This window comes from Pseudomonas sp. Kh14, assembly GCF_900291005.1.
GTDB lineage: Bacteria > Pseudomonadota > Gammaproteobacteria > Pseudomonadales > Pseudomonadaceae > Aquipseudomonas > Aquipseudomonas alloputida.
Genome location: NZ_OLKJ01000018.1, coordinates 1 through 24734 on the forward strand (window position 1 = coordinate 1; position 24734 = coordinate 24734).

26 protein-coding genes and 1 tRNA gene are annotated in these 24734 nt (G+C 62.8%); 13 read left to right on the forward strand and 14 right to left on the reverse strand.

All coding sequences use genetic code 11. From position 1 onward, the window contains the following. Nucleotides 1–144: 144 nt before the first annotated feature. Both FQ668_RS08410 and FQ668_RS08415 read right to left on the reverse strand, forming a co-directional pair. Nucleotides 145–927, reverse strand: coding sequence for a hypothetical protein (locus tag FQ668_RS08410; protein WP_014591977.1), 783 nt, complete (start codon nucleotides 925–927; stop codon nucleotides 145–147). 65 nt (nucleotides 928–992) lie between these two features. Next, nucleotides 993–1955 (reverse strand): alpha/beta hydrolase, encoded by a 963-nt coding sequence (locus FQ668_RS08415; protein ID WP_070384193.1) that lies wholly within the window; start codon nucleotides 1953–1955, stop codon nucleotides 993–995. Between the two features lie 235 nt (nucleotides 1956–2190). On the opposite strand from FQ668_RS08415, the gene aroC reads away from it, so the two are divergent. The 3 genes from aroC (at nucleotide 2191) to FQ668_RS08430 (ending at nucleotide 5114) form a co-directional block, all read left to right on the forward strand. After that, the gene (gene aroC, locus FQ668_RS08420; RefSeq protein ID WP_003252803.1) at nucleotides 2191–3282 is read left to right on the forward strand and encodes a chorismate synthase; all 1092 of its coding nucleotides are present in this window, start codon (nucleotides 2191–2193) and stop codon (nucleotides 3280–3282) included. A gap of 141 nt (nucleotides 3283–3423) precedes the next feature. After that, complete coding sequence (locus FQ668_RS08425; RefSeq protein WP_004577081.1) at nucleotides 3424–4578, forward strand: MFS transporter; 1155 nt, start codon at nucleotides 3424–3426, stop codon at nucleotides 4576–4578. Then, nucleotides 4578–5114: an oxidase gene (locus FQ668_RS08430; RefSeq protein ID WP_014591975.1), complete on the forward strand. Its 537-nt coding sequence runs from the start codon at nucleotides 4578–4580 to the stop codon at nucleotides 5112–5114. Before FQ668_RS08425 ends, FQ668_RS08430 begins: the two co-directional genes overlap by 1 nt. A 123-nt stretch (nucleotides 5115–5237) precedes the next feature. Here the strand turns inward: FQ668_RS08430 and FQ668_RS08435 are convergent, their stop codons facing one another. Then, the gene (locus FQ668_RS08435) at nucleotides 5238–5510 is read right to left on the reverse strand and encodes a DUF3509 domain-containing protein (protein WP_003252809.1); all 273 of its coding nucleotides are present in this window, start codon (nucleotides 5508–5510) and stop codon (nucleotides 5238–5240) included. 266 nt (nucleotides 5511–5776) lie between these two features. Here FQ668_RS08435 and FQ668_RS08445 point away from each other — a divergent pair, with 266 nt between their 5' ends. Continuing rightward, nucleotides 5777–6301: an ankyrin repeat domain-containing protein gene (locus FQ668_RS08445; RefSeq protein WP_144179991.1), complete on the forward strand. Its 525-nt coding sequence runs from the start codon at nucleotides 5777–5779 to the stop codon at nucleotides 6299–6301. A gap of 60 nt (nucleotides 6302–6361) precedes the next feature. Beyond that, nucleotides 6362–6892: a hypothetical protein gene (locus FQ668_RS08450; protein WP_134698042.1), complete on the forward strand. Its 531-nt coding sequence runs from the start codon at nucleotides 6362–6364 to the stop codon at nucleotides 6890–6892. A 135-nt stretch (nucleotides 6893–7027) separates the two neighbouring features. Here the strand turns inward: FQ668_RS08450 and FQ668_RS08460 are convergent, their stop codons facing one another. Continuing rightward, the gene (locus FQ668_RS08460) at nucleotides 7028–7966 is read right to left on the reverse strand and encodes a ZIP family metal transporter (protein ID WP_019437678.1); all 939 of its coding nucleotides are present in this window, start codon (nucleotides 7964–7966) and stop codon (nucleotides 7028–7030) included. Between the two features lie 126 nt (nucleotides 7967–8092). Here FQ668_RS08460 and FQ668_RS08465 point away from each other — a divergent pair, with 126 nt between their 5' ends. The 4 genes from FQ668_RS08465 to FQ668_RS08480 all read left to right on the forward strand — a co-directional run bounded on the left by FQ668_RS08465 (nucleotide 8093) and on the right by FQ668_RS08480 (nucleotide 11433). Next, nucleotides 8093–8284, forward strand: a complete 192-nt coding sequence (locus FQ668_RS08465; RefSeq protein ID WP_003252818.1) for a PLDc N-terminal domain-containing protein — start codon at nucleotides 8093–8095, stop codon at nucleotides 8282–8284. A gap of 139 nt (nucleotides 8285–8423) precedes the next feature. Next, nucleotides 8424–10481 (forward strand): LTA synthase family protein, encoded by a 2058-nt coding sequence (locus FQ668_RS08470; RefSeq protein ID WP_134698040.1) that lies wholly within the window; start codon nucleotides 8424–8426, stop codon nucleotides 10479–10481. 205 nt (nucleotides 10482–10686) lie between these two features. After that, a complete protein-coding gene (locus FQ668_RS08475) occupies nucleotides 10687–10923 on the forward strand; it encodes a hypothetical protein (protein ID WP_003252823.1) in 237 nt (78 codons plus the stop codon). Nucleotides 10924–11100: 177 nt separating this feature from the next. Beyond that, nucleotides 11101–11433 carry a ribonuclease E inhibitor RraB gene (locus FQ668_RS08480; protein WP_003252824.1) on the forward strand — a complete coding sequence of 111 codons (333 nt, stop codon included), beginning with the start codon at nucleotides 11101–11103 and terminating at the stop codon, nucleotides 11431–11433. Between the two features lie 45 nt (nucleotides 11434–11478). Here FQ668_RS08480 and FQ668_RS08485 read toward each other — a convergent pair whose 3' ends face one another. Next, nucleotides 11479–12279 carry a cytochrome c gene (locus FQ668_RS08485; protein ID WP_144179994.1) on the reverse strand — a complete coding sequence of 267 codons (801 nt, stop codon included), beginning with the start codon at nucleotides 12277–12279 and terminating at the stop codon, nucleotides 11479–11481. 526 nt (nucleotides 12280–12805) lie between these two features. Here FQ668_RS08485 and FQ668_RS08490 point away from each other — a divergent pair. Next, a complete protein-coding gene (locus FQ668_RS08490) occupies nucleotides 12806–13540 on the forward strand; it encodes an amidotransferase (RefSeq protein ID WP_119713395.1) in 735 nt (244 codons plus the stop codon). 101 nt (nucleotides 13541–13641) lie between these two features. Here FQ668_RS08490 and FQ668_RS08495 read toward each other — a convergent pair whose 3' ends face one another. From FQ668_RS08495 to FQ668_RS08505, 3 genes are all read right to left on the reverse strand, one after another. Next, nucleotides 13642–14613, reverse strand: a complete 972-nt coding sequence (locus tag FQ668_RS08495) for a magnesium and cobalt transport protein CorA (RefSeq protein WP_010952874.1) — start codon at nucleotides 14611–14613, stop codon at nucleotides 13642–13644. 67 nt (nucleotides 14614–14680) lie between these two features. Then, the gene (locus FQ668_RS08500; protein WP_014591968.1) at nucleotides 14681–15394 is read right to left on the reverse strand and encodes a 1-acyl-sn-glycerol-3-phosphate acyltransferase; all 714 of its coding nucleotides are present in this window, start codon (nucleotides 15392–15394) and stop codon (nucleotides 14681–14683) included. Nucleotides 15395–15558: 164 nt separating this feature from the next. After that, nucleotides 15559–16248 (reverse strand): crotonase/enoyl-CoA hydratase family protein, encoded by a 690-nt coding sequence (locus tag FQ668_RS08505; protein WP_144179997.1) that lies wholly within the window; start codon nucleotides 16246–16248, stop codon nucleotides 15559–15561. A 198-nt stretch (nucleotides 16249–16446) separates the two neighbouring features. On the opposite strand from FQ668_RS08505, the gene FQ668_RS08510 reads away from it, so the two are divergent. Further along, nucleotides 16447–16536: transfer RNA gene (locus tag FQ668_RS08510), tRNA-Ser, on the forward strand. A 224-nt stretch (nucleotides 16537–16760) separates the two neighbouring features. Here FQ668_RS08510 and FQ668_RS08515 read toward each other — a convergent pair. The 3 genes from FQ668_RS08515 to FQ668_RS08525 all read right to left on the reverse strand — a co-directional run bounded on the left by FQ668_RS08515 (nucleotide 16761) and on the right by FQ668_RS08525 (nucleotide 20889). Then, nucleotides 16761–18893, reverse strand: coding sequence for a TonB-dependent siderophore receptor (locus FQ668_RS08515; RefSeq protein WP_144180000.1), 2133 nt, complete (start codon nucleotides 18891–18893; stop codon nucleotides 16761–16763). A 215-nt stretch (nucleotides 18894–19108) separates the two neighbouring features. Next, complete coding sequence (locus tag FQ668_RS08520; RefSeq protein WP_014591965.1) at nucleotides 19109–19489, reverse strand: hypothetical protein; 381 nt, start codon at nucleotides 19487–19489, stop codon at nucleotides 19109–19111. A 212-nt stretch (nucleotides 19490–19701) separates the two neighbouring features. Then, nucleotides 19702–20889 (reverse strand): MFS transporter, encoded by a 1188-nt coding sequence (locus FQ668_RS08525; RefSeq protein WP_019437682.1) that lies wholly within the window; start codon nucleotides 20887–20889, stop codon nucleotides 19702–19704. A 106-nt stretch (nucleotides 20890–20995) separates the two neighbouring features. On the opposite strand from FQ668_RS08525, the gene FQ668_RS08530 reads away from it, so the two are divergent. After that, the gene (locus tag FQ668_RS08530; RefSeq protein ID WP_014591963.1) at nucleotides 20996–21880 is read left to right on the forward strand and encodes a LysR family transcriptional regulator; all 885 of its coding nucleotides are present in this window, start codon (nucleotides 20996–20998) and stop codon (nucleotides 21878–21880) included. A gap of 39 nt (nucleotides 21881–21919) precedes the next feature. Here FQ668_RS08530 and FQ668_RS08535 read toward each other — a convergent pair whose 3' ends face one another. Then, the gene (locus FQ668_RS08535; protein ID WP_019437683.1) at nucleotides 21920–22669 is read right to left on the reverse strand and encodes a 3-oxoacyl-ACP reductase family protein; all 750 of its coding nucleotides are present in this window, start codon (nucleotides 22667–22669) and stop codon (nucleotides 21920–21922) included. A gap of 118 nt (nucleotides 22670–22787) precedes the next feature. On the opposite strand from FQ668_RS08535, the gene FQ668_RS08540 reads away from it, so the two are divergent. Continuing rightward, the gene (locus tag FQ668_RS08540; protein ID WP_019437684.1) at nucleotides 22788–23726 is read left to right on the forward strand and encodes a LysR family transcriptional regulator; all 939 of its coding nucleotides are present in this window, start codon (nucleotides 22788–22790) and stop codon (nucleotides 23724–23726) included. A gap of 114 nt (nucleotides 23727–23840) precedes the next feature. Here the strand turns inward: FQ668_RS08540 and FQ668_RS08545 are convergent, their stop codons facing one another. After that, on the reverse strand, nucleotides 23841–24311 hold the full coding sequence (locus tag FQ668_RS08545) for a GreA/GreB family elongation factor (protein WP_019437685.1): 471 nt from the start codon (nucleotides 24309–24311) through the stop codon (nucleotides 23841–23843). Nucleotides 24312–24313: 2 nt separating this feature from the next. Then, nucleotides 24314–24712: a hypothetical protein gene (locus tag FQ668_RS08550; RefSeq protein ID WP_019437686.1), complete on the reverse strand. Its 399-nt coding sequence runs from the start codon at nucleotides 24710–24712 to the stop codon at nucleotides 24314–24316. Nucleotides 24713–24734 lie beyond the last annotated feature (22 nt).

Below are 24734 nucleotides of genomic sequence, written 5' to 3' on the forward strand. Positions count from 1 at the left end.
ATTGAATTGCTCGGTGTACTTACCCATAGATCCCCCAAGGGTTGGATTAGTGTCCAACTTCTTGGGGGCAGTCCACCTTGTGGGAGCGGCCTTGTGTCGCGATGGGCCGCGAAGCGGCCCCAATCTCCACCGGCTGATGCGGTCTTAGCGGGTTGCAATCCAGATCAACAGCCCTGCCTGGAACACGGTAAACGCCACCAGGCAGGTAATGGTGAAACGCAATCCGCCGTCTTCGCGCTGGTATTTGGCCACGCGCTCATCCCGCTCGCGCAGTTGCCCTTCCTTTTCCTGCAGTTGCTGGTCGGCCTGCTGCAGCAGGTTGGCGGCATCCAGAATCTCTACCCGCTGCAGGCGCTCGCTGCTCCAGGCGGCCTTGAGCTGGCCCACCGTCATATCCGCGGTGCGGCCCTTCAGGTGCTGGCTGTCCTCGTACTGCACCTCGATACCCACCCCGCGCAAGCACTGGTCACGGCGAAGGCGTGAGTCCTCGTTCAGGGCGTCCTTGCTCGGCAGCGCCATGCCTTCCACCCGGTAGTGCGACCACTTGCGCTGCAACCACTGTGCGGCCTGGGCCAGCATGAAACGGCCGATGCCACGGTTTACCGGTTCCAGTTGCAGGCCATGTTCATTGCCAATACGCACCAGGCGCTCGGCATGGTCGACGCGGATGTCCAGGCGGTTCTGCTCTTTGTGCACTTTCTGCCCAGGCAACTGGATTTCCATGCGCAGCAGGCTGTGTGCCTTGTCATGGCGCTCGGCATAGCCGAACTGCACAAAACGCAGCGGCCGTGCACCGGTGCTGCGGTCGGTCGGCAGTGCTGCCAGGCGCAGCAGCTGGAAATGCTCGGCGGTCAGCTCGGCCCAGGGCAGGGCGGGGATTTCCTGGGGTTCTTCGGCCGGCTCGACGGCGGTGGGGGAGGTGGTCATCAGGGCTTGTCCTCAGCTATGCCTGCTGTATCGGCAGGCATGGCTGAGACCTGAGCCTGTTTGACTTACGCCGAAGGCAAATGCTGGATGAACGTCACAATTCGCTCGCCCAGCTCGCGCGCCAGCGGCAGCTCGGGGTTGAGGTAGCTGTCGCGCTGCTGGCTCATGCCCTTGGGGCTGATGCGCAGCATGTGGTTCATGCCATCGATCAGGACCAGTTGTGCATCTGGCTTGGCCGCTTTCAGCCGTTGGGCGTCGGCCACGTCCACCTGCACGTCGTTGCGCCCCTGCACGATCAGCGCGGGCATGGGCAGGCGGGCAAAGGCTGCTGCCGGGTTTTGCTGGAACAGCGAAATCAGGTACGGCTGCACGCTGGGGCGAAACACCTGGCGCAGCGGCGCTGGCACATCCAGGCTGGTCTGCCCGGCCTGCAGGCGGTCGAGCAGGGCGCTGCCACTGGCCAGTTGCGCGGGCGGCAGGCGCTGGGCCAGTTGTTCGTGCAGCACCTCGGCCAACGGCCGGCCGCTGCCGGCCAGGGTGATGACTGCGCTGGCGCCAGCCTGCTCGGCGGCCAGGCTGGCAATCAGTGCGCCTTCGCTGTGGCCAATCAGGATCAGCGGGCCGAAGCGCGGGTCGGCTTTGAGCTTGTGGCTCCAGGCGACCACATCGGCCACGTAGCGCTCCACGCTGAGGTCACGCTCGTCAGGCGTGGCCGGCTGGCTGGCGGCCACCCCGCGTTTGTCGTAACGCACGCTGGCAATGTGTTCGTTGGCCAGCAGCAGGGCCAGGCGCTTGAGGTTGTCGACCCGGCCCGACGCCGGGTTGTTGCCGTCACGGTCGGTGGGGCCGGAACCGGCGATGATCAGCACCACTGGCGGCGGGGTGGCCTGTTGCGGCAGCAGCAGGCTGCCGTGCAGCACGCCCTGGCCGGTGTCCAGGTCGATCGGGCGTTGCAGTACAGTGGGGGCGGCGGCCTGGGCCAGGCCAGTGCACAGCAGGAAGAGCAAGGCGACGAGGCGCGACATCATGCGGTACTACATGGGGAGATGTGGGTTTGACCCACTGTTGGCGGGAAGGTTCTGGGAAGCGAATGGCAGGTTCGGCCCTTTCGCGGGCACGCCCGCTCCCACAGGTATTTCACAGCATTCGGATCTGTGGTGATCCTGTGGGAGCGGGCATGCCCGCGAAGAGGCCCGCACAGGCGATCAAAGCATCTGTATACTGCCGCTTTCACCCATTTCTGGCAGATTTCGCGGAGCGTCCATGTCCGGCAATACCTACGGCAAGCTGTTCACTGTCACCACCGCTGGCGAGAGCCATGGCCCGGCGTTGGTCGCCATTGTCGATGGATGCCCTCCGGGCCTGGAAATTTCCCTCGCCGACCTGCAGCACGACCTTGACCGGCGCAAGCCCGGCACCAGCCGGCACACCACCCAGCGCCAGGAAGCCGACGAGGTGGAAATCCTTTCCGGCGTGTTCGAAGGCCGCACCACCGGTTGCTCGATCGGCCTGCTGATCCGCAACACCGACCAGAAGTCCAAGGACTACTCGGCCATCAAGGACCTGTTCCGCCCGGCCCACGCCGACTATACCTACCACCACAAGTACGGTATCCGCGACTACCGCGGCGGCGGCCGCAGCTCTGCCCGTGAAACCGCCATGCGCGTGGCCGCCGGCGCTATCGCCAAGAAGTTCCTGGCCACCCAGGGCATCACCGTGCGTGGCTACATGAGCCAGCTGGGCCCGATCGAAATCCCGTTCAAAACCTGGGAGTCGGTGGAGCAGAACGCCTTCTTCAGCCCCGATCCGGACAAAGTACCTGAGCTGGAAGCCTACATGGACCAGCTGCGCCGAGACCAGGATTCGGTGGGCGCAAAAATCACCGTGGTCGCAGAAGGCGTGATGCCCGGGCTGGGCGAACCGATCTTCGACCGCCTGGATGCAGAGCTGGCCCATGCGCTGATGAGCATCAATGCGGTCAAGGGCGTGGAAATCGGCGCCGGCTTCGCCAGTGTGGCCCAGCGCGGCACCGAGCACCGGGACGAGCTGACCCCGGAAGGCTTCCTCAGCAATAACGCGGGCGGCATTCTGGGCGGTATTTCCTCGGGCCAGCCGATCGTTGCCCACCTGGCACTGAAGCCCACTTCCAGCATCACCACCCCGGGCCGCTCGATCGATGTCGATGGCAACCCGGTGGACGTCATCACCAAAGGCCGCCACGACCCGTGCGTGGGCATCCGTGCCACGCCGATTGCCGAGGCGATGATGGCCATCGCGTTGATGGACCACCTGCTGCGCCACCGTGCGCAGAATGCCGATGTGCAAGTGAATACCCCGGTGCTGGGCCAGCGCTGATCCAACTGCACCGGCCTCTTCGCGGGTAAACCCGCTCCTACATTGGGATATCACTGCCCTCAGGTGCAGTGACAGGGTGGATCCGCGTAGGCGCGGGTTCACCCGCGAAGAGGCCGGCCCAGGTCCCCACAAGGCCACCCCATGCAACCCATCCCCTACTGGCGCCTGTCCAGCTTCTACCTGTTCTACTTCGCCCTGCTGGGCTCCACCGCACCTTTCCTGGCGCTGTACTTCGACCACCTGGGCTTTTCCCCGGCGCGCATCGGCGAGCTGGTGGCCATCCCCATGCTGATGCGCTGCGTCGCCCCCAACCTGTGGGGCTGGCTGGGCGATCGCACGGGCCAGCGGCTGTTGATCGTCCGCCTTGGCGCGTTGTGCACCCTGGCCACCTTCGCCCTGATCTTCTTCGGCAAAAGCTACGCCTGGCTGGCGCTGGTGATGGCCCTGCACGCGTTCTTCTGGCATGCGGTGCTGCCGCAATTCGAGGTCATCACCCTGGCCCACCTGCACGGGCAGACGTCGCGCTACAGCCAGGTACGTCTGTGGGGTTCGATCGGTTTCATCCTCACCGTGGTTGGCCTGGGCCGCTTGTTCGAATGGTTGAGCCTGGACATCTACCCGGTGGCGCTGGTCACGATCATGGCCGGTATCGTCGCCGCCAGCCTGTGGGTGCCCAATGCCCAGCCGGTGGAGCAGGGTGGGCGCAGCGGCACGGGGGGCTTTCTGCAGCAGTTGCGTGCCCCGGGGGTGATCGCGTTCTACGCGTGCGTGGCCTTGATGCAGCTCAGTCACGGGCCCTATTACACCTTCCTTACCCTGCACCTGGAGCACTTGGGCTATACGCGCGGTGCCATCGGCCTTCTATGGGCGCTTGGGGTGGTGGCCGAGGTGCTGATGTTCATGGTCATGAGCCGCCTGTTCGCCCGTTTCAGCGTGCAGCGCGTGTTGTTGGTCAGCTTCCTGCTGGCGGCATTGCGCTGGCTGCTGCTAGGTAACCTGGCGCAGGAGCCGGCAGTACTGATCTTCGCCCAGCTGCTGCACGCGGCCACCTTCGGCTGCTTCCACGCCGCCAGCATCGCCTTCGTCCAGGCCAGCTTCGGCGCTCGCCAGCAGGGCCAGGGCCAGGCGCTTTACGCAGCGCTGTCGGGGACCGGCGGTGCGCTGGGGGCGCTGTACTCAGGCTACAGCTGGAAGCTGCTGGGCCCCACCTTCACCTTTGGTATGGCCAGTGCCGCAGCCTTGGCCGCAGCCGTTATCATTGCCCTTTGTTCGCAACCGACCAGGACCCGCCCCTGATGAGCATTCTCAGCGTTTTCCACCCCGCCAGCCCGGCACTGCCGAACAAGGTGCTGACTCACCACGACGACATCGCCGCTACGTTGGCCGAGCAGGGCGTGCGCTTTGTGCATGCCGACCCTGGCCTGCGGGTGCGCCCGGGCACGGCCCAGGACGAGGTGCTGGATGTTTGCCGCGTGTACCTGGATGAGTTGATGACGGCGCATGGCAGCAAGGCCTTCGCGCTGCTCAACCGCGACGGTGAAGACCCGGCCCAGGTCGATGTGCGTGATGAGCATGTGCATGATGCCGACGAGCTGTTCGCCGTGGTCAGCGGGCGGGCGCAGGTTGGCCTGCGGCTGGGGGACTGGGTGTATTCGGTGCTGTGCGAGAAGGGTGACCAGCTGCTGGTGCCGGCCGGGACGCGGCGTTGGGTTGAGTTGGGTGATACACCGTTTTGCCTGGCGTTGCGCTTGTATGGCAGCGAGCAGGGCATGCAGGCGCGGTTTACCGGGGATGTGACGGCGCGGGCGTTTCTGGGGATCGACGAGTTGTAATGGCATTGCCGGCCTCTTCGCGGGTGAACCCGCTCCTACATTGGTTGCGCCGCCCTTAGGCATCGCGCAGTCAATGTAGGAGCGGGTTTACCCGCGAAGAGGCCAGTTCAGGCAATACACCCCTCAGCGGTACGTCGGCAAGGCAAACCGCTGCTGGCTCTGCAGCATCGAGATGACCGGCAACTCACTGGCCTCTTCAGCCAGATCACGACGGATGGCACTGATCGCCCAGGACAGCTGTTCGGCACTGTGCAATTGCCCATAGGTCAGCACCCGGCGGGTAACCTTGCCATCCGCTGCGCGCAGGGTAAGCAGTACACCGCCATCGGGCCGGGCTTTGGTATTCACCTGATAGGCCGAAAATACCGATGCGAACTTTTGCTGGATGAGGTCCATATCAACTCCTGGCTGGTGTGTGGCAGACATGAGTTGATGGTTGCAGTGACCGTGCCAGAATCCTGGTTGGCAAAAAATCTAGTAAAAACAGTCAGTTACGGTGAATTTGCAGAAGCGGCATCGTGCAGGCTGCACGGTCGTGCATTTTGCACAGTGCATTTTGCACGGGTCAGGGTTTGCCTATCGGCCTTATAGAATCTGAACCTTTGACCGCAATGGCATGCCTGACGAACACTTGGGCCATCAATTATGCCAGGAGGTTCCCTATGTCCAGCCAAGCCGCACCTGCCACAATGACCGACGACGAAACCGCTGCGTTCGCCGAGCAGGTGTTCGAACGTGCCCGTCAGGGCGACGCCGACATGCTCTGGCGCCTGCTTGCCAGCGGCCTGCCGGCCAACCTGCGTAATCACAAGGGCGATACCTTGCTGATGCTGGCCAGCTACCACGGCCACCACGAGGCGGTGCGGGTGCTGCTGGCGCAAGGTGCCGATCCGCTGATTGCCAACGACAACGGCCAGCTGCCGATTGCCGGTGCTGCGTTCAAAGGGGACCTGGCGATGATTCGCCTGCTGGTGGAGCATGGCGTGCCGGTGGATGCCGCCGCGCAGGACGGTCGCACCGCGCTGATGTTGGCGGCCATGTTCAATCGCAGCGAAATCCTCGACTACCTGCTGGCACAAGGGGCCAACCCGGCGCACCAGGATGCCCGCGGCATCACTGCCCTGATGGCGGCGCAAACCATGGGCGCAGCAGACACCGCCGCGCGCTTGCAAGCGCTGGCCGGCTAACCGCCGGGGGGCATTTGCGGCTATCCTTGGCGACTTTTCACCCGTCGCAGGCCCCCTTTCATGAAAACTCAGTTGCTCGAATTCATCAGCCTCATTGGCGCCGGCTGCATGCGTGAGGCAGACATCGAGCGTATCGCCGACGAGGCCGCCCAAGCCTACGCCGACCCTGTCGCCTTTCTGGCCGCCAACCCCGACATCAACTACGACGACACTTTCCCGATTCCTTTGGGCGAATGGGTGGTGCTGGGCAGCCTGCCGGATACCGTGGTGTTCCAGGCCGACAGCTATCTGGAGCTGTTCCAGCAGATCAGCGACTCGTTCGACAACAGCGTGCCGTTTACCCTCAAGCCCAAGCAACTGGCCCGTACCGAGCCACTGACCGCGCTCAACCGTATCCAGGTACAGATGGGCGCGCTGAACAAGGAGGCGGGTGGTTATGTGCTGCTCAACTTCAGCCAGTTGCTCGATGACGAGCTGCAGATGGTCATGGTGGGGCAGCAGGACCTGGCACGGGTAATGGAGCTGGGGGCAGCGCTGGGCATCAAGGTCGAACCGGCGCTGGAAGCCCTGAAAGTCGCCGTCCACATCTAAAGCCTGGCGCAGTCCCTGTGGGAGCGGCCTTGTGTCGCGAAAGGGCTGCACAGCAGCCCCGGGATTTCAGCGTCGATGCAAATAATGCCGGGGCCGCTTCGCGGCCCTTTCGCGACACCAGGCCGGTGTTCAGCCTCAGCCCAGCGCGGTATCGAGAAACATCATCACCGCAAACCCGCCCATCAACCCCAAGGTCGCCGCTGTCTGGTGCCCGTTGCGGTGGGTTTCGGGGATCACCTCGTGGCTGACCACAAAGATCATCGCCCCCGCCGCCAGCCCCATGCTGATCGGGTAGGCGAGGGCAAAGCCGGTAGAAATACCCAGCCCGATCACCGCCCCTAGCGGCTCCATCAGGCCCGACCCTATCGCCACCAACGCGGCCTTCAGGTTAGAAAGCCCGGTGGCGCGCAAGGCCAGTGCCACGGCCAGCCCCTCGGGGATGTCCTGGATGGCGATGGCACTGGTCAGCGGTAGGCCGATGTTCATGTCACCATTGGCAAAGCTCACGCCAATCGCCATGCCTTCAGGCAGGTTGTGCAGGGTGATCGCCAGCACGAACAGCCACACCCGGCTGATGCGCTCGGCTTCGGGCCCGCACGGGCCGGTGCTTTCGTGTTCATGCGGGGTGAAGCGGTCCAGGCCCAGCATCAGCAGCACACCCAGGCTCATGCCCAGCACCACGGTAAACGCAGCGGCCGGGCCGTTGCCCGTGATCTCGCGGGCAGCCTCCAGGCCCGGCAGAATCAGCGAAAACGAGCTGGCGGCCAGCATCATGCCGGCAGCAAAGCCCAGCATCACATCCTGGGTACGCGCGTTGACATCGCGCAGTACTACCGCCAGCACGGCGCCCAGTGCGGTGGCGCCAAAGCCGGACAACCCGCCCAGCATGGCCAGGTGCAGGTTGTCGGCATGGTCGCCGTTCACCGCGTTCCAGAGGCTGGCGGCCAGCAGCACGCACACCGCCAGCAGGCTCAGCCCAAGGCCGGCGCTGAGCCAGGGAGTATCGGTAACCTGCTGGCGCCAGGCCTGCAGCAGTGAAGATGGGGCGGCGCTTTGGCTGTGGGTGGGCGGCATGCGAACCTCGAATCAGTGAATGCAGTCAGTCTACCGAGGGACCTGCGACATCCGCCAAGGATTCCCTTCTATTGGCGCGATAGCTGACTATGCTGTGCAGCAAAGCCTCTGGACAGGAATTCAGATATGGGATCTACCTTCAACAGCCTGGTCGGGCTGATCATTCTGGCGCTGGATATCTGGGCCATTCTCAACGTGATCAAGAGTGGCAGCGAGGTGGGCATCAAGGTGTTGTGGATCTTGTTGATCGCCTTGCTGCCGGTGGTGGGGCTGGTGATCTGGGCGATTGCCGGGCCGCGGGGAAATGTGCGGCTCTAGGCGCGGTACTGACATAGCCAGTAATGGGGCCGTGACAAAATTTTCACATTGGTTTAAAGAGAATCCGCACCCGCATAATGCTGCGTTGGCCTAGCGCCATCGCCTCTTCGCAAACCGCAATCCTAGGACCTTCCCATTCATGGCTAACTCCGACGCCTTGAAGCAACAGGGCGCGCGAACGTCATTTTCGCCGACCCTGAAATCCCACCTGGCCTACACGCTGCTCAGTGGCCTGGTGATCATGCTGATGCTCAGCCTGGTGCGCCTGGCGCTGCTGGCCTACAACAACGACATGGTCGGCGATACCCCTTATTCGACGGTCGCCGAAGGCTTCCTCAACGGCTTGCGCTTCGACCTGCGGGTGGTGGTGTACATCAGCATCCCACTGCTGCTGGCCATGCTCAGCCCCTGGGCCATGGCCCGGCGTGGCGTGTTCCGTTTCTGGCTGACCCTCGCTTCGAGCGTGGTGATGTTCCTCGGCCTGATGGAAATGGACTTCTACCGCGAGTTCCACCAGCGCCTCAACGGCCTGGTGTTCCAGTACATCAAGGAAGACCCGAAAACCGTCATGAGCATGCTCTGGTACGGTTTCCCGGTGGTCCGCTACCTGCTGGCCTGGGCCTTCGGTACCTGGCTGCTGAGCCTGCTGTTCAAAGGTATCGATCGCGCTACCCGCGCCGAAGGCCTGCACCGCGTTGCCCCGTGGTACAAGCGCCTGGCGGTATTCATGGTGATCTTGCTGGTGGCCGTGGCCGCTGCCCGTGGCACCCTGCGCCAGGGCCCACCGATGCGCTGGGGTGATGCCTTTACCACTGACTCCAACTTCGTCAACCAGCTGGGCCTGAACGGCACCCTGACCCTGATCGACGCCGCCAAGAGCCGCTTTGGCGAGGACCGTGCCAACATCTGGAAGCCAGTCCTGCAGCAGGACGTGGCCACGCAAAGTGTGCGTGAGCAACTGCTGACCGCCCACGATACACTGGTCGACGCCGACGAAGCCGCCATCCGCCGCGACTTTGTGCCGCCAGCTGACCGTACCCTGCCGATCAAGAACGTGGTGGTGATCCTGATGGAAAGCTTCGCCGGCCACTCGGTAGGTGCGCTGGGCAGCCCCAACAACATCACCCCGTACTTCGACAAGCTGGCCAAAGAAGGCCTGCTGTTCGACCGCTTCTTCTCCAACGGCACCCATACCCACCAGGGCATGTTCGCCACCATGGCCTGCTTCCCCAACCTGCCAGGTTTCGAATACCTGATGCAGACCCCGGAAGGCGGCCATAAGCTGTCGGGCCTGCCGGCCCTGCTCAGCGCCCGTGACTACGACGACGTGTACGTCTACAACGGCGACTTTGCCTGGGACAACCAGTCCGGGTTCTTCGGCAACCAGGGGATGACCACCTTCATCGGTCGTAATGACTTCGTCAACCCGGTGTTCTCCGACCCGACCTGGGGTGTATCCGACCAGGACATGTTCGACCGCGGCAACGAAGAGCTGGCCAAGCACGATGGCAAGAAGCCGATCTACGCGCTGCTGCAGACGCTGTCCAACCACACGCCGTATGCCCTGCCGAAGGACTTGCCGGTAGAGAAGGTTACCGGCCAGGGCCGTCTGGACGAGCACCTGACCGCCATGCGTTATTCGGACTGGGCGCTGGGCCAGTTCTTCGAGAAGGCGCGTAAGGAGCCTTACTTCAAGGACACCCTGTTCGTCATCGTCGGTGACCATGGCTTTGGCAACCACCAGCAGGTTACCGAGCTGGACCTGGGCCGCTTCAACGTGCCGCTGCTGCTGATTGCCCCGGGCATTCAGGAGAAATTCGGTGCGGTGAACCACACCGTGGGTACCCAGGTCGACATCGTGCCGACCATCATGGGCCGCCTGGGTGGCAAGGCTCGCCACCAGTGCTGGGGGCGTGACCTGCTCAACCTGCCCGAGGGTGACCAAGGCGTGGGCATGATCAAGCCGTCGGGCAGCGAGCAGATTGTCGGGCTGGTGCAGGGTGACCGTATCCTGATCGAGTCCAAGGACATGAGCCCGCGGATGTACCGCTACCAGTTGGGCAGCGAGTTCAAGGCCGAACTGATCGAAAGCCCGGACCAGCCGGAAATGCTCAAGAAGCTGGAAGCGTATATCCAGACGGCGACCAAGAGCCTGCTGGATAACACCGCTGGCGTAGTGCACGGCACACCGAAGTAAACCGGGGCCGCGTTGCGGCCCATTCACGGGCTTGCCCGCTTCCACAGGCTTGCACAGGGTTCGAACCTCGTGCTGGCCCTGTGGGCGCGGGCAAGCCTGCGAATGGGCCCCGCACAATTTTCCCGGACTGAACATTATCCCCGCCCCAAGGTCAGTTATTCAGGCATCACACACCTGGTGTTCGTTGACTGAGAGGGTCCGTTCAATGAAAGAGTGGGAAGTCATTTTTGCCGACCAGAAGGGCGAACCGTCCACATTGCTGTTGCATGCCGAGCATTGCCCCAGCGAGGAAGACGTTGCGCGGGCCATCCGCTCACACCTGTTTCCGGTGATGGACGAGCTGGACCTCAACGACTTCCAGGACCGTATCATCTCCCCGACCGCACGCTGGCTCAAAGAGCATAGCGGTGTGACCATCACCAGCATTCACGAAGTACCCTGAACCACACGTTTGCGTGGTGCCTTGGCAGGCGCTACGCTGGTGGAGGGCCTACCTGTTCTGTGGGTTGGCGCCGCCTCAATAATTCGCGTCTTGCATCAGCTCGAACTGCCCGGCCGTTGCCGGCAGGTGCGTAGTGCACGGAAAGTCTATCCATTGCTTTATTCAGGAGGACGATTCATGAGCAGCCAGAACGACGATATCAGCAGCAACGTCCTGCGCCAGATGAAAGCAGGCGGTTTCGACTTCACCCAGATCCACCCTATCGAGTTCTATGCCGTATTCCCGGACGAAGCAGGGGCCCGTCGTGCAGCCGGGCAGTTTCGCGGGGAATCGCTCAATGCCCAGGTGAAGGAGCTGGGCGACGGTGCCTGGCACCTGGAACTGAGCAAGGTCATGTACGCCACCCATGGCGGGATTGGCGACTTTGAAGAGGCCTTCGAGCAGTTGGTGACACCGTATGGGGGGGAGGTGGAAGGGTGGGGCGTCAAGCACGAGCGGCTCACGGCCTGACAGTTTTGTGTTGGCCCCTTCGCGGGTTAACCCGCGAAGAGGCCCTCAAGGCTTACGCGCTGCCATGTGCCCCAAATAGGCCAGCAGCGCATCCAATTCCTGTTCACTCAACACACTTTCGGCAAACCCCGGCATCTTCGCCTGCGGCCACCGCCGCAGGCTTTGCGGGTCGCGTATCAACTTGCGTAAATAAACCGGCTGAAAATACTCGGTCGGGTTATACGGCACATTCAAGTCCGGCCCCACCTGCCCATCTCCCGCACCGTTCAACCGGTGACATACCAGGCAATTCTGCTGGAACAGGGCAAAGCCCTGACGCACCGGGCTGTCGGTTGGCAGCATCGGGTCGGGTAGCAGCGCAGGAAACCGCTGATCCACCGGGGCCAGCTTGCGAAGGGTGGCGATCTGGAATGGCCACTGTTCAGGGCGGATCCCGCTGGCCTGCGGCGCAGTCCATACCAGGTAGAACGGCCCGGCACTTGGCTTGCCTTGACCCAGTGGCGGCCACGGCTTGCCTGGGTCTTCCACGGCCAACCAGGCCCGTGCTGGACCTGGCTGCAGCAATTGCGCAGCGGGCATTTCGGCGGCAAAGCCATCCAGCGCCACGGCCTGCAGGTGATCGCGGGCGCTCACCCCTTCCAGCAGCGTGGCCAGCGGCACCGCCCGATAGTGCATGGGGCGTTTGTAGGATACGTCCTGCTCGATACTGATGTCCTGGGCCTCAGGGTGGCCAAGCAGTTCGGCGCTGCTCCACTGGCGCGTTGTAGAGCCCAGTTCAAGGTGCAGTTGCGCCGCCGACAATGGCAGGCTCAGGACCAACGCTAGCAGGGCAAGGCAGTGGCGCATAGGCAATCTCCGACCATCAAGGCCAGCAGGTTACCTGTGCGTTGCCCGTTGGCGCCACCGCCGCAGTCAGCCAAACAAACGTGTCAGGTTCGGCAAGATCAACAGCAACGTGGTGGCAAATAAAATGAGCCCAGCTTGGCGAATTTTCGATTGTCTGAACATGGCGGACCGCCTTCTTGTTGTTATTCCTGAATACCCGTTGGCTTCCTTGTCGCGCTTCGGGTCGATCGCAGCGGCGTTGCATGGCGCCGGACTGCTTGCCTCTTGAAAGTGGATATACCTTCAACAGTAGGGTGTGCGTTATCCATATTTGAGAACCCTTTGTTCTAACCGTTCACTAAAACCATTCCTCTGGCTATGAGGCTAAGTGCTATCTAGCTGGCACGCTCTATCTAGACAGTGGCGCAAGTACCCGGCAGGCGCCGACGAAATGTGACCGTTCGTCAGTGCAGCCTACTTGCTTGTACGTGCCTTTCGCGGCAGTCTCTACAGCAGATTCCCACCCATGTCGTTCAGGACTACCCCTATGTCGTTACGCATCTGCATCCTTGAAACCGATGTCCTGCGACCGGAGTTGACGGCGCAATATCAGGGCTACGGCAGGATGTTCGAGCAGCTCTTCTCGCGTCAGCCGATTGCCGCCGAATTTTGTGTGTACAACGTGATGCACGGCGACTATCCCGCCGACAGTGAAAAGTTCGATGCCTACCTTGTGACGGGCAGCAAGGCCGATTCGTTCGGTACCGACCCGTGGATCCAGACGCTAAAGGCCTACCTGCTCAAGTTGTACGAGCGCGGTGAAAAGCTGCTGGGCGTGTGTTTTGGCCACCAGTTGCTGGCCTTGACCCTGGGTGGCAAGGCCGAGCGGGCTGAGCAAGGCTGGGGCGTGGGTATTCATCGCTACTCGTTGGCGGCGCATGCGCCGTGGATGGACCCGGAGGTGTCGGAGCTGACCTTGCTGATCAGTCACCAGGACCAGGTGACCGAACTGCCGGAAGGCGCTACGGTGATCGCCTCCAGCGATTTCTGCCCGAATGCGGCGTATCACATTCGCGACCAGGTGCTGTGCTTCCAGGGCCACCCGGAATTCGTGCATGACTACTCCCGCGCACTGCTCGATGCGCGGCAGGAATACCTGGGTGACGAGGTGTATCACAAGGCTGTCGCCAGCCTGACCACCGAGCACCAGGGGGATTTGGTAGGGGAGTGGATGTTGCGCTTTATCCAGCAGCCGTCAAAGGCCAGCGACAGCGCCGCTTAATCGGTGGCAACCCTTCGCGGGCACGCCCGCTCCCACAGGTGATGCACAATTTCAAGCACTGTGCGCAACCTGTGGGAGCGGGCGCGCCCGCGAAGAGGCCATCAAAGCCAACCCGATTTCTTGAAGCTGGCATACAACCCGGCACACCCCGTCGCAATCACACCCAGTACCGCGAAGTAACCGTAGTGCCAGCTCAGCTCTGGCATGTTCTGGAAGTTCATCCCGTAAACCCCGGCAATCGCGGTAGGGAATGCCAGAATCGCCGCCCAGGCTGCGAATTTGCGCTGCACGATGCTTTGCCGTGACGACTCCAGCAGCATGCCGATCTCGATCGTCTGGCTGGCAATGTCGCGGATGCCGGCCAAGTCTTCCATCTGTCGCGTCACGTGAATTTGCACATCACGAAAGTACGGGCGCATGTTCTTGTCGATGAACGGGAAGCTCAGGCGCTGCAGTTCTTCGCTCACTTCAACCAGAGGTGCCACGTAGCGGCGCAGGCGCAGGATGTCGCGGCGCAGGCTGTGCAGACGGCGGATGTCGTCTTCCCGCAGCGAGCCGCCCAGTACGCTTTCCTCCAGCGCTTCGATCTCGCCATGAATGGCCTCGCTGACCGGTTGGTAGTTCTCGGTGACGAAGTCGAGCAGGGCGTACAGCACGAAGTCTTCGCCATGTTCCAGCAGCAGGGGCCGAGCCTCGCAGCGCTGGCGGACCATGGCGTAGGATTTGGAGTGGCCGTTGCGGCAGGTGATGATGTAGCCGTTGCCCGCGAAGATATGGGTTTCGATGAATTCCAGTTTGCCTTCGTGGCGCACTGGCGAATAGGTGACGATGAACAACGCGTCACCGAAGGTTTCCAGCTTGGGTCGGCTGTGTTTTTCCAGGGCATCTTCGATGGCCAGTTCGTGCAGGTTGAACTGGGACTGCAGGTTGGCCAGCTCTTCGGCATTGGGCTCTTCCAGGCCGATCCACACGAAATGCCCCGGCTTGCGCGCCCACTCGCTGCCTTCGTCGATGCTGATGTTGGTGACCTTCCTGCCGGCGCTGTACACCGCCGATGCCACGACTCGACCCATGGTTGTCCGCTTATTCGTTTGAACACGGATACAGCTTGGGCTGTACCCGGCTCGAGAGCAACCCGGATCAGGCCAGTTCTTTTTCCATGCGGTCAATGCACTGCTGCATTTGCCCCCGGCATTGCTCGATCAGCGCTGGCAGGTCCTGCAGCGTCATGCCCGTCGTGGCAATGGGCGGCAGCGAGCGCACAATCACCGTGCGCTGGCGCCAGCTGTTCAGGCTCAGGCGCCTTGCATAGCGGCTGACGCAGACCGGCACGATCGGTACACCGGCCTCGATGGCCATGTGAAACGCGCCTTTCTTGAACGCCAGCAAGTGCTCGCCGGGATTGCGGGTGCCTTCGGGGAAAATCCAGATCGAGGTGTCGTCCTGCAGAACCCGGGTGGTCTTCTGTATGGCCCTGCGCGCCTGATAGGCATTCTTGCGGTCGACCAGCACGTTGCCGCCCAGCCAGAACAGTTGGCCGAACAGCGGGATCCAGCCCAGGCTCTTCTTGCCGATGGCGACGGTGCGCTGCGGCACCACTTGGCCCAGCACGAACAGATCGAAGTTGGACTGGTGGTTGGCCACGATCACACAGCCGGGCGGGTGGTCCCACAATGGGCCGACTTCGGCCTTTACCTTGATGCGCATCAGCCAGGTGGCCGGCAAACTGTAGAGCCGGGCGAAAACGCGGCTGTTGTCAGGGTTGAAGGGGCGGCACAGACCAATGATCAGGCCCACGGCGCCAGCGGCCAGAAAATGCAGCGCCAGCAGAAACATACGCAATGAATAAAGCATAGTACGACTCACACCAGACATTCGCCTTTCAGTGTACGGGTGTACACTGGCTGGGGCAAACCTGGCTGCATGACTGTTCCGGCCCTTTCGCGGGTGAACCCGCTCCTACACAGGTTACGCATGCCCGTTGAACTGCGGATTTACACGCGAAAGGGCCCGTGCGGCTAGCCCATATGCTGCTGATCCAGCTCGATTGCCTTGTCCAGCGCCTCCAGCAGCCCTTTGCGCACTTTCAGCTTGGTGTTCTTGTGCGCCAGCATGTTCAGCTTCTTCAGCTCCCGCGCTGCGGCCATTGCCGTTTCCTGCAACTGCTCGGCAGGCACCACCTTGTCGAGGAAGCCGGCATCCACGGCACCCTGCGGGTCAAACACTTCGGCATTGATCACCGAGCGGTGGAAGGCCGAGCGGCGCAGGCGGTCGCGGGCCAGTTCAATGCCGGCGTGGTGCATGGTCATGCCGATCTGCACTTCGTTCAGGCATACCTTGTACGGCCCTTCGACGCCAATGCGGTAGTCGGCCGACAGCAGCAGGAAGGCGCCCTTGGCCACGGCATTGCCGGGACAGGCCACCACCACCGGGAACGGGTGCGACAGCAGCCGGCGGGCGAGGGTGGAACCGGCGGTGACGAGGCTGATGGCCTCTTGGGGGCCGCGGGTCATCACCTTGAGGTCGTAACCGCCCGACAGAATGCCCGGCTGCCCGGTGATGATCACTACTGCACGCTCCTCGGTAGCGCGGTCCAGCGCTGCATTGAAGGCAGTGATGACGTCCGGCGAGATGGCATTGACCTTGCCGTTGTTCAGGGTAAAGGTGGCGATGCCGTCTTCGGCGTGGTAGGTAATCAGCTCGCTCATGGCAGAGTCCTTTTGTTGGCGTGGCGACGACGTTACCCAGCGCCAGGGGCGAGGTAAAGCAGCAAGGCTGACTGGTCGGTCAGTGCTCACGGCAGCCCAAGTGCAAATACATGAAAAAATTGAAAAAAATGCTTGCCAAAGGAAACGTCTTTCACTAAATTAGCGCACCTCGACGGGCCGCAAGGCTTGAAGAGAAACGGTGAAGTGTCCGAGTGGTCGAAGGAGCACGCCTGGAAAGTGTGTATACGAGAAATCGTATCAAGGGTTCAAATCCCTTCTTCACCGCCACATTCTACAAAAAGCCCCCGCGCTGAAAAGCACGGGGGCTTTTTGTTTTCAAGGCCATTGGGGCTGCTGCGCAGCCCATCGCGACACAAGGCCGCTCCCACAGGCAATCGGGGTACACCTGGACTGCCCCCAAGAAGTTGGACACCAATCCAACCCTTGGGAGCAGTCCACACCTGTGGGAGCGGCCTTGTGTCGCGAAAGGGCCGCAGAGCGGCCCCGGCAATCTAGAAGCTGATCGAAGCCGAAAGCCGAGCGGTACGCGGTGCCCCCTGGAACAGGTAGTTATCCCCCAGGTAATCGCCCACATCGCGCCAGTAACGCTTGTCCAGCACGTTATCCACCGTCAGCCGCAGCACCGTGTCATACCCGGCAATACGTGTACGGTAGCGGCTGCCCAGGTCGAACACGGTATACCCGCCAACCTCCACATTGCCCGCCTGGCTCGCATATTTGCTGGCGCTGTACCGCGCCCCGCCCAGCAGCGCCAACCCTGGAACCGGCAGGGTATATTCCGCATGCAGCGCCGCCCGGAATTTAGGCACGTTGATCGCCTGGTGCCCTTCATAGGCTTCGGTACCGCTGTTCTGCACCCGTGCCCGAATGGCTGCCGCACTGGCCTGTACCTGCAGGTTCGGGGTCACCCGGCCGCTGGCGCCCAGTTCCAGGCCGGTATTTTTCTGCTGGCCTTGCTGCACGTAGGTGAAGTTGCCGGTGCCGTCCGGGCGCGCGTACTGGTAAGCCTGTCGGATCTGGAACAGTGCGGCACTCAGGCTCAGGCCTTGCCAGTCGTGCTTGAGGCCCAGTTCCAGTTGGCGGGAGGTGGTGGGCGCCAAGATCTCGAACCTGTTCTCAGCGGAAAATGGTGCGGTACCGCCTGCAGACAGCCCTTTGGCGTAGCTCGCATATACAGTGGTGTTCGGCTGCAGCTTATAGATAACTGCAGCATTGGGCAGCAGTTCGTATTGGCGGGTACGGCGCCCGGCTACGCCGTTCTCGTCCCAGGTCTTTTCATCCAGGCGCACTTCGCGGGCGCCCAGCACGGTCTGCCATTGCTCGTTGAAGCTGATGCGGTCGCTGACGAACAAGCCGTACTGACGGCTGTCCAGTCGGCGTTCGCTGGCGCCTACGGGTTTGTCGGACGGGTCGAATGCAGGGGCGCCGGTGTTGATGTTGCCGGTACCGACCCATTCCATATAGCTGGGGCGCTGATCCAGTGTGCGTCGCTGAGCACTGGTACCCACGGTCAACTCATGCCCCACGCCCAGCGCATCGAAGTGCCCGTTGAGCATGGCCTGTGCCTCGTCGGTACGGCGGGTATCGTCGGGGCTGCGGAAGTCATAGATGTCGTAGTCGCCATTGCTGCCGAAAAACGCACCCTCGCTCGAACCCCAGGCAAACGCGCTGTAGTCGTCGATCACCACTTTGCTGCGGGAGGCGCTCAAGGTGCCGGTCCAGGTATCGTTGAGGCGGTATTCGAAGCGCCCGCCCAGGTTCAGCGAGTCGTTCTGCACGGGCTTTGCCCAATGCTGGTAGGCCAGGCGGTCTTCCGGGTCGATGCCGTGGGGCACTTCAGTGCCTCCGAGCAGTTGGTAACCCGGCACCGACGCCTGTTCGCGATGCTGGTACTCGGCATCCAGCTGCAGGGTGGCATCCGGGTTGATCTGCCAGTCGAATGCCAGCGAGGCGAAGTCGCGCTTGCCGTCAGCGTGGTCGACGTAGGTGCGGATGTCTTCATGGGCCAGGTTGGCGCGCAGGCCGAACTGCTTTTCGCTGCCGAACCAGCCGCCAAGGTCGGTGGCCAGATAACGTTCGCCCTGTTCGTTGGTCGATACCGTGACGCTGCGTATGTTTTCGGCGCGCTTGGTCACATAGTTGATCAAGCCGCCAGGCTCCGACACGCCGGTCTGCAGCCCGGACAGGCCCTTGAGCAATTCCACCTGCTGCTTGTTCTCCAGGGCTACGTTCTGCTCCCCGGCTATGGTCTGGCCATTGATGCGATAGCTACTGGCGGCGTTCAGCTCGAAGCCGCGCACGTTGAAGTTTTCGTAGTAGCCAATGGGGGCATAGCTTTCGCCGACCGAGGCATCGCTTTGCAACACTTCGCTAAGCTTGCGTACCTGGCGGTCTTCCAGCAACTGCTGGCTGAACACGCTGACGGAGGCGGGGGTGTCGAGCAGTGGCGCGGGCTGGAAGCCGCCCACCGCGGCCTGGCGTGCCTGGTAGCCATCATTGGCGTATGTGTCGGAGACCTGCAACGGGGCCAGCATCACGCTGTCTTCGGCAAACACAGAGGGGCACTGCAGGGCCAGGCCCAGGCTGAGCAGGCTCAGGGGCAGGCGGGGGTGATGCGGGGGCATGCGGTGGGGCTCCTGGATGCGCGATACCTGTGCCGGCCCTTTCGCGGGTAAACCCGCTCCTACACCGGTTGGTGAAACACCGGGTGGCGATACACCAGTTGGTGATCCCCCTGTAGGAGCGGGTTTACCCGCGAAGAGGCCGGCACAGGCCATGAAAAAGGCGGCATCTTACCAGCCGCCCTCTACATAAAACGATCCAGGCCCAGCGTATTCAGTCAGCCTGTCCTGATCGACCGCTTGTGCTGCCGCCAGTTGTCATCGATCTTCGACCAAGTCTTGCCATCGGTAATGGCCATCAGCTTGCGTCCATCCTTGAAGGTGGCCAGAAAGGTCGCTTCTTCTTCCTTGCCACCCAACCACAGCCCGGCCAGCAGCCCTACTGGCCCTGCCACCAGGGCGCCGGCCATGCCCCAGCCCAAGGCGCTGCCAAGGCTGCGGTTGGTTTCCAGGCTGGCCAGCCGCAAGTCGCTGATGCGTGCCAAGGAAATCCGCTCACCGGGTGAGGGGCTGCGCGCGGTCTTGAGTGTGAGCGATCCATTGCGATACTCGCCTTCACCTTGCAAGAAATCGCCGGACTGTACCGTGAGTCTTGTCATAAATTCATCCTGTCAGGGAAAGGGCATTCCAGCGCTTAATGAGCGCTGCCCAGGCAGGCAAGTCAACGGCATTGCGACGGAGGGTAGTGCGGTACTTTGTCGCCGTAGCTAGTGGCCTCTTCGCGGGCACGCCCGCAGGTGTATCACTGCCCTGAGGTTTGTGAGGCACCTGTGGGAGCGGGCGTGCCCGCGAAGAATCCAGTGGCCATTTATCAGGCTACTTGCAAGGTGTTCTTGCGCTTACGCTCGGCCAGGCCCCACACCAGCAACCCCAGCCCGCCAATTACCAGGCCGGCCACCACAATCCCCATCCAGCCCTGGCGCTGGAACAGCTGCGTGCCCAGCAACGACCCAAGCGCCCCGCCAATGAAGTAGCAGGTGATATAACCGGCATTCAGCCGCGTACGTGCCTCGGGCCGCAGGGCGATCACTGCGTTCTGGTTGCTCACATGCACCAGCTGTACTGCCAGGTCGAGCATCAGCACCCCCAGCAGCAAGGCGAGCAGGGACTGTTCGGCAAACCCCAGCGGCACCCACGACAGCAGCAACACCACCAGGCCCACGGTGGTACCCAGCGCGCCCTTGCCGCGGTCTGCCAGGCGCCCGGCCCAGTTGGCCGACAACGCACCCGCCGCACCGGCCAGGCCGAACAGGCCGATTACTGCATCCGAATAGTGGTAGGGGCCTTTCGCCAGCAGAAACGCCAGAGGTGTCCAGAACAGGGCGAACAGGCTGAATGCCAACAGACCGAGCAACGAGCGCAGGCGCAGCACGGGCTCTTCGATGAACAGACGGAACACGGAGCCGATCAGCGCCGGGTATTTCAGCCCGGCGTGGCTGTGGTGCTGTGGCAGGCTGCGGTACAGCGCCACGGCGGTAACTGCCATCAGCACTGCGGCCAGCACGTAGATACTGCGCCAGCCACCCAGCTCGGCCATGAAGCCGGCAGCAGTACGTGCCAGCAGGATGCCCAGCAGCAGGCCGCTCATCAGTGTGCCAACCGCGCGCCCACGCTGATGGGGCTCGCTCAGGGTTGCTGCCATCGGCACGAGGATCTGTGCCACCACCGAGAAAAGCCCGGTCAGCGCCGTGCCGAATAGCAGCCAGGGCAGGCTGGGTGCGCAGGAGCTGATGACCAGGCCCAAGGTGGAGACAACGGTCATCACGGTAATTAGCCGGCGCTGCTCGAACAGGTCGCCCAGCGGTGCCAGCAGCAACAGGCCGGCGCCATAGCTGAGCTGCGCGGCAATCACGATGCTGCCGGCACTGGCGGTGCTCAAGCCAAACTGCTGGGCGATGCTGTGCAGCAGCGGTTGGGCGTAGTAGTTGCTGGCCACGGCCAGGCCTGTGGCGGTGGCCATCAGCAGGATCAAGGCGCGGCTGAGAGTGGGGGTGTGCATACAATTCTCGTGGGGGCAGTCGTGTGTGGTGATGATTATCAGCAAGTACTAGGCATGACACCAATGTATAGTTTTCAACCTATTCATCTTGAAAGCAGATAGATCGATGAACCTCAAGCAGCTCGAATATGCCCTTGCTGTGGCCGACACCGGCAGTTTTACTCGCGCGGCGCAGCGCTGCCATGTGGTGCAGTCGGCCCTTAGCCATCAGGTGGCGCGGCTGGAGACGCAGCTGGGGGTGAGCCTGTTCGAGCGTAGTTCGCGACGGGTACGCCTGACACCTGCGGGGGAAGCCTTTGTACTCAGCGCACGGCCAGCGGTGGAGGCGGCCCGGCGCATTGCCGATGACGTGGCGGCGGCCTGCGGCCAGGTCCGCGGGCGGCTGGCGATTGGTGAAATCAGCTCGCTCACCGCGCTGGACCTGGTCGACCTGTTGGCGGTGTTCCACGGTCGTTATCCGGATGTGGATGTGCGCTGGCTCACGGCCAAGAGCGAATTGCTGATCGCTGATGTGCTCGAGCGGCGCCTGGACGTGGGCTTTATCGGGCTGTGGCAAGGCGAAGTAGTGCAGGGGGTGCAGCATCGGTTGCTGGCCAGGGAAGAACTGGTGGCGGTGTTGCCGTTGGCGCATCGCCTGGCGGGCAGGGCACAGCTGGCGCTGGCTGACCTGGCAGGCGAAGTGTTGGTGGACTTCCCCGAAGGCACTGGGGCGCGACGCCAGACCGACGAGGCGTTTCAGGCGGTGGGGTTGCAGCGCAGGGTGCAGTTCGAGATCGGGCATGTTCGTCTGGTAGAGAAATTCGTGCAGCGGGGCATGGCCGTCGGCCTGGTGCCCGAGCGGGTGGCTCAGGGCATCGAAGGGGTGGCCGTGGCGCGGTTGGTGGATGCACCGGTGCGGCACTTGTATGCGGTGTGGTCGTCCAGCCCCACGCCGGCGGCCCGGGCTTTTCTGGACGTGATGGAACAGTGCCTGGGGGCAAAGAAAGGCTAAGCCTGTGCCGGAGTTGTCGCGGCACAGGCAACCTTTCAATCAGGCTGCAAACCCACCATCCACCGTCAGGCTGGCCCCGGTGATATACCCGGCTTCAGGCCCTGCCAGGTAAGCCACGAAGCTGGCAATCTCCTCCGGCTCGCCATATCGCCCAATGGCCATCAGCGGAATCAGGCTCTCGGCAAACTCGCCACTGGCCGGGTTCATGTCGGTGTCCACCGGGCCGGGCTGCACGTTGTTCACGGTAATGCCCTGCGGCCCGAGGTCGCGGGCCATGCCGCGGGTCAGGCCAACCAGTGCCGACTTGCTCATGGCGTACGGTGCACCACCGGCAAACGGCATGCGCTCGGCGTTGGTGCTGCCAATGTTGATGATACGACCGCCCTGGCCCATATAGCGTGCCGCGGCCTGGCTGGCGACGAACACGCTGCGTACGTTCACGGCCAGCATGCGATCGAAGTCGGCCAGGTCGAACTCTGTAACCGGGGCCACTGCCAGCACACCGGCGTTGTTGACCAGGATATCCAGCCGGCCCAAGGCCTTCACGGTGTCATCCACCGCCAGCTGCACGGCTGCGGCATCAGCGCTGTCAGCCCGCAGGGCCAAGGCGTTGCCGCCGTTCTCGGTAATTTCCCGAGCCAGTTCTTCAGCTGGGCCGGCAGAGCTGACATAGGTGAAGGCCACTTGCGCGCCTTCGCGGGCCAGGCGCCGTACGATGGCTGCGCCAATGCCTCGGGAACCGCCCTGAACCAGGGCCACTTTGCCTTCGAGTGTAAGTTGCTTGGACATGCTGTTCTCCTGCGGGAAGCCAGGCCGAAATGCCTTGGATGGGCACAGTATCGGCGCTCGATTGCCTACTGATAAGATGGTAATCACTATCAGCAGAGTAAACCTTTGGTTGCTAATCATGGCCATGGAATCGTTTAGCGCGTTGGAATGCTTCATCCGCAGTGCCGAGGTCGGCAGTTTTGCCGAAGCCGCCAGGCGCCTGAGCCTTACCCCGGCTGCCGTGGGCAAGCACGTTGCGCAGCTGGAAGCGCGCCTGGGTGTGCGGTTGTTCCAGCGTAGTACCCGCAAGCTGACCTTGACCGAAGCGGGGCAGCGTTTTCTTGGCGAGGTCAGTGACAGCTTTCGCACCATTCAGTACGCCGTGGCCAACCTGGCCAGTGCAGAAGGCCAGCCGGCCGGGTCGTTACGGGTGAGCATGGGCACGGTGTTCGGGCGTTTGTACGTGCTGCCGTTGCTGGGGGAATTCTTGCGCCGATACCCGGCGATTACCCCGGATTGGCATTTCGACAACCGCCAGGTGGACCTGATCGGCCAGGGCTTCGATGCAGCGATTGGCGGTGGTTTCGAACTGCCGCCGGGGGTGGTGGCGCGCAAGCTGACCCCGGCGCACCGGGTGTTGGTAGCGGCGCCGGCCTATCTGCAGCGGCACGCGCCGATAGAAGACCCGCAGGTGCTGCAACGCCATGACGGTATCCTGGTGCGGTCACCGCAGACCGGGCGGGTGCGCTCGTGGCCGTTGACCAGCCGTTGGCAGGCGCAGCAGCCGTTGCAATTGCGCCAGGCGATGACCATGAGCGATTCGGATGCGGCGTGCGCGGTGGCCGAGCAGGGGCTGGGCATTGCCCTGGTAAGCCTGCCGTTTGCCGTGCCCTACTTGCTGGCCGGGCGCCTGCTGCGGGTGTTGCCGGACTGGTATGTGGACGATGGGCATATCAGCCTGTATTTCGCCGAGCACAAGCTGTTGCCGCGCAAGACCCGGGCGTTCATCGATTTTGTGGTGGAGCAGTTTGCCGAGCAGGGACTGGCGGGGCGGTTCGATGCCCTGCAGGCTCTTTAGAGAATTATTGCCTGTGCCGGCCTTTTCGTGGGCCCGCCCGCGCCCACAGGGATATCACAGCCCTGAAGACAGTGGGGGCCTTGTGGGAGCGGGCGTGCCCGTGAAGAGGCCGGTTCAGACAACATCGACAATGAACGATACCTGTGCGCCCAGGTTCACCTCGTCATCCACGCGCTTGCCCAGCAGTTGCTGCCCCAGCGGCGATCGTGGGGTAATCACCGTCACCAGCCCGTCACCCTCGCCAATCTTCAACCCCGCTGCCTCAGGCCCGAGAAACAGCCGGCGCTGCCCGCCATGTTCATTTTCCAGGGTCACCAGGTTGCTTACCTGCACACCGCGCGCCGGGTCGTAATCACGCAGCAGCAACTGCTGGTAGATCACCAGCGCCTGGCGGATCTCGGCACTGCGGCGCGCCTGGCCGGTGGCCAGGTACGAGGCCTCCAGGCCCAGCGTGTCGTACTTGTTCTCGGCGATGTTCTCTTCGGCGGTGGCGGCCTCGTAGGCGGTTTGCGCTGCGCGGGTCAGCACGTCCAGGTCATGCTCGAGGGTGGCGACAATCAGCGCCAGCAGGTGGGGCTTGTCCATGGTCAGTAACAGAACTCCAGCACGTTGGCCTGGCTTTTTTCGGTGGGCGCGGTACGGTTTTGCTGCAGCCAGAACTGGCACTTGGGGCTGTTGAGGTTGCGCGGGTTGCCTTGGGCGGCATCGGCGGCCTGTTGCAGCTCCTGTTTGTGCAGGATGTCCTTGTAGCGTTCGAACATCTCGGCCTGGGCATCCTGGGCAGTGGTCGGCGCGGGGGTTGCAACGGGTCGGTAGGCGTGGGGGGCTACAACCTGGGCCAAAGGTTGCACCTGCTGGGGCCACAACTGCTGGACCAGCCACAGGCTCACGGCAATGGCCATGGCGCCTAGCCACAGGCCCAAGGCAACGCACATGATCAACGGCAACGGCTTGAGGGTGATCTTCAATTCACGGTGGCGCGGCATGGCAGCCTCCTGGCAGCGTGGT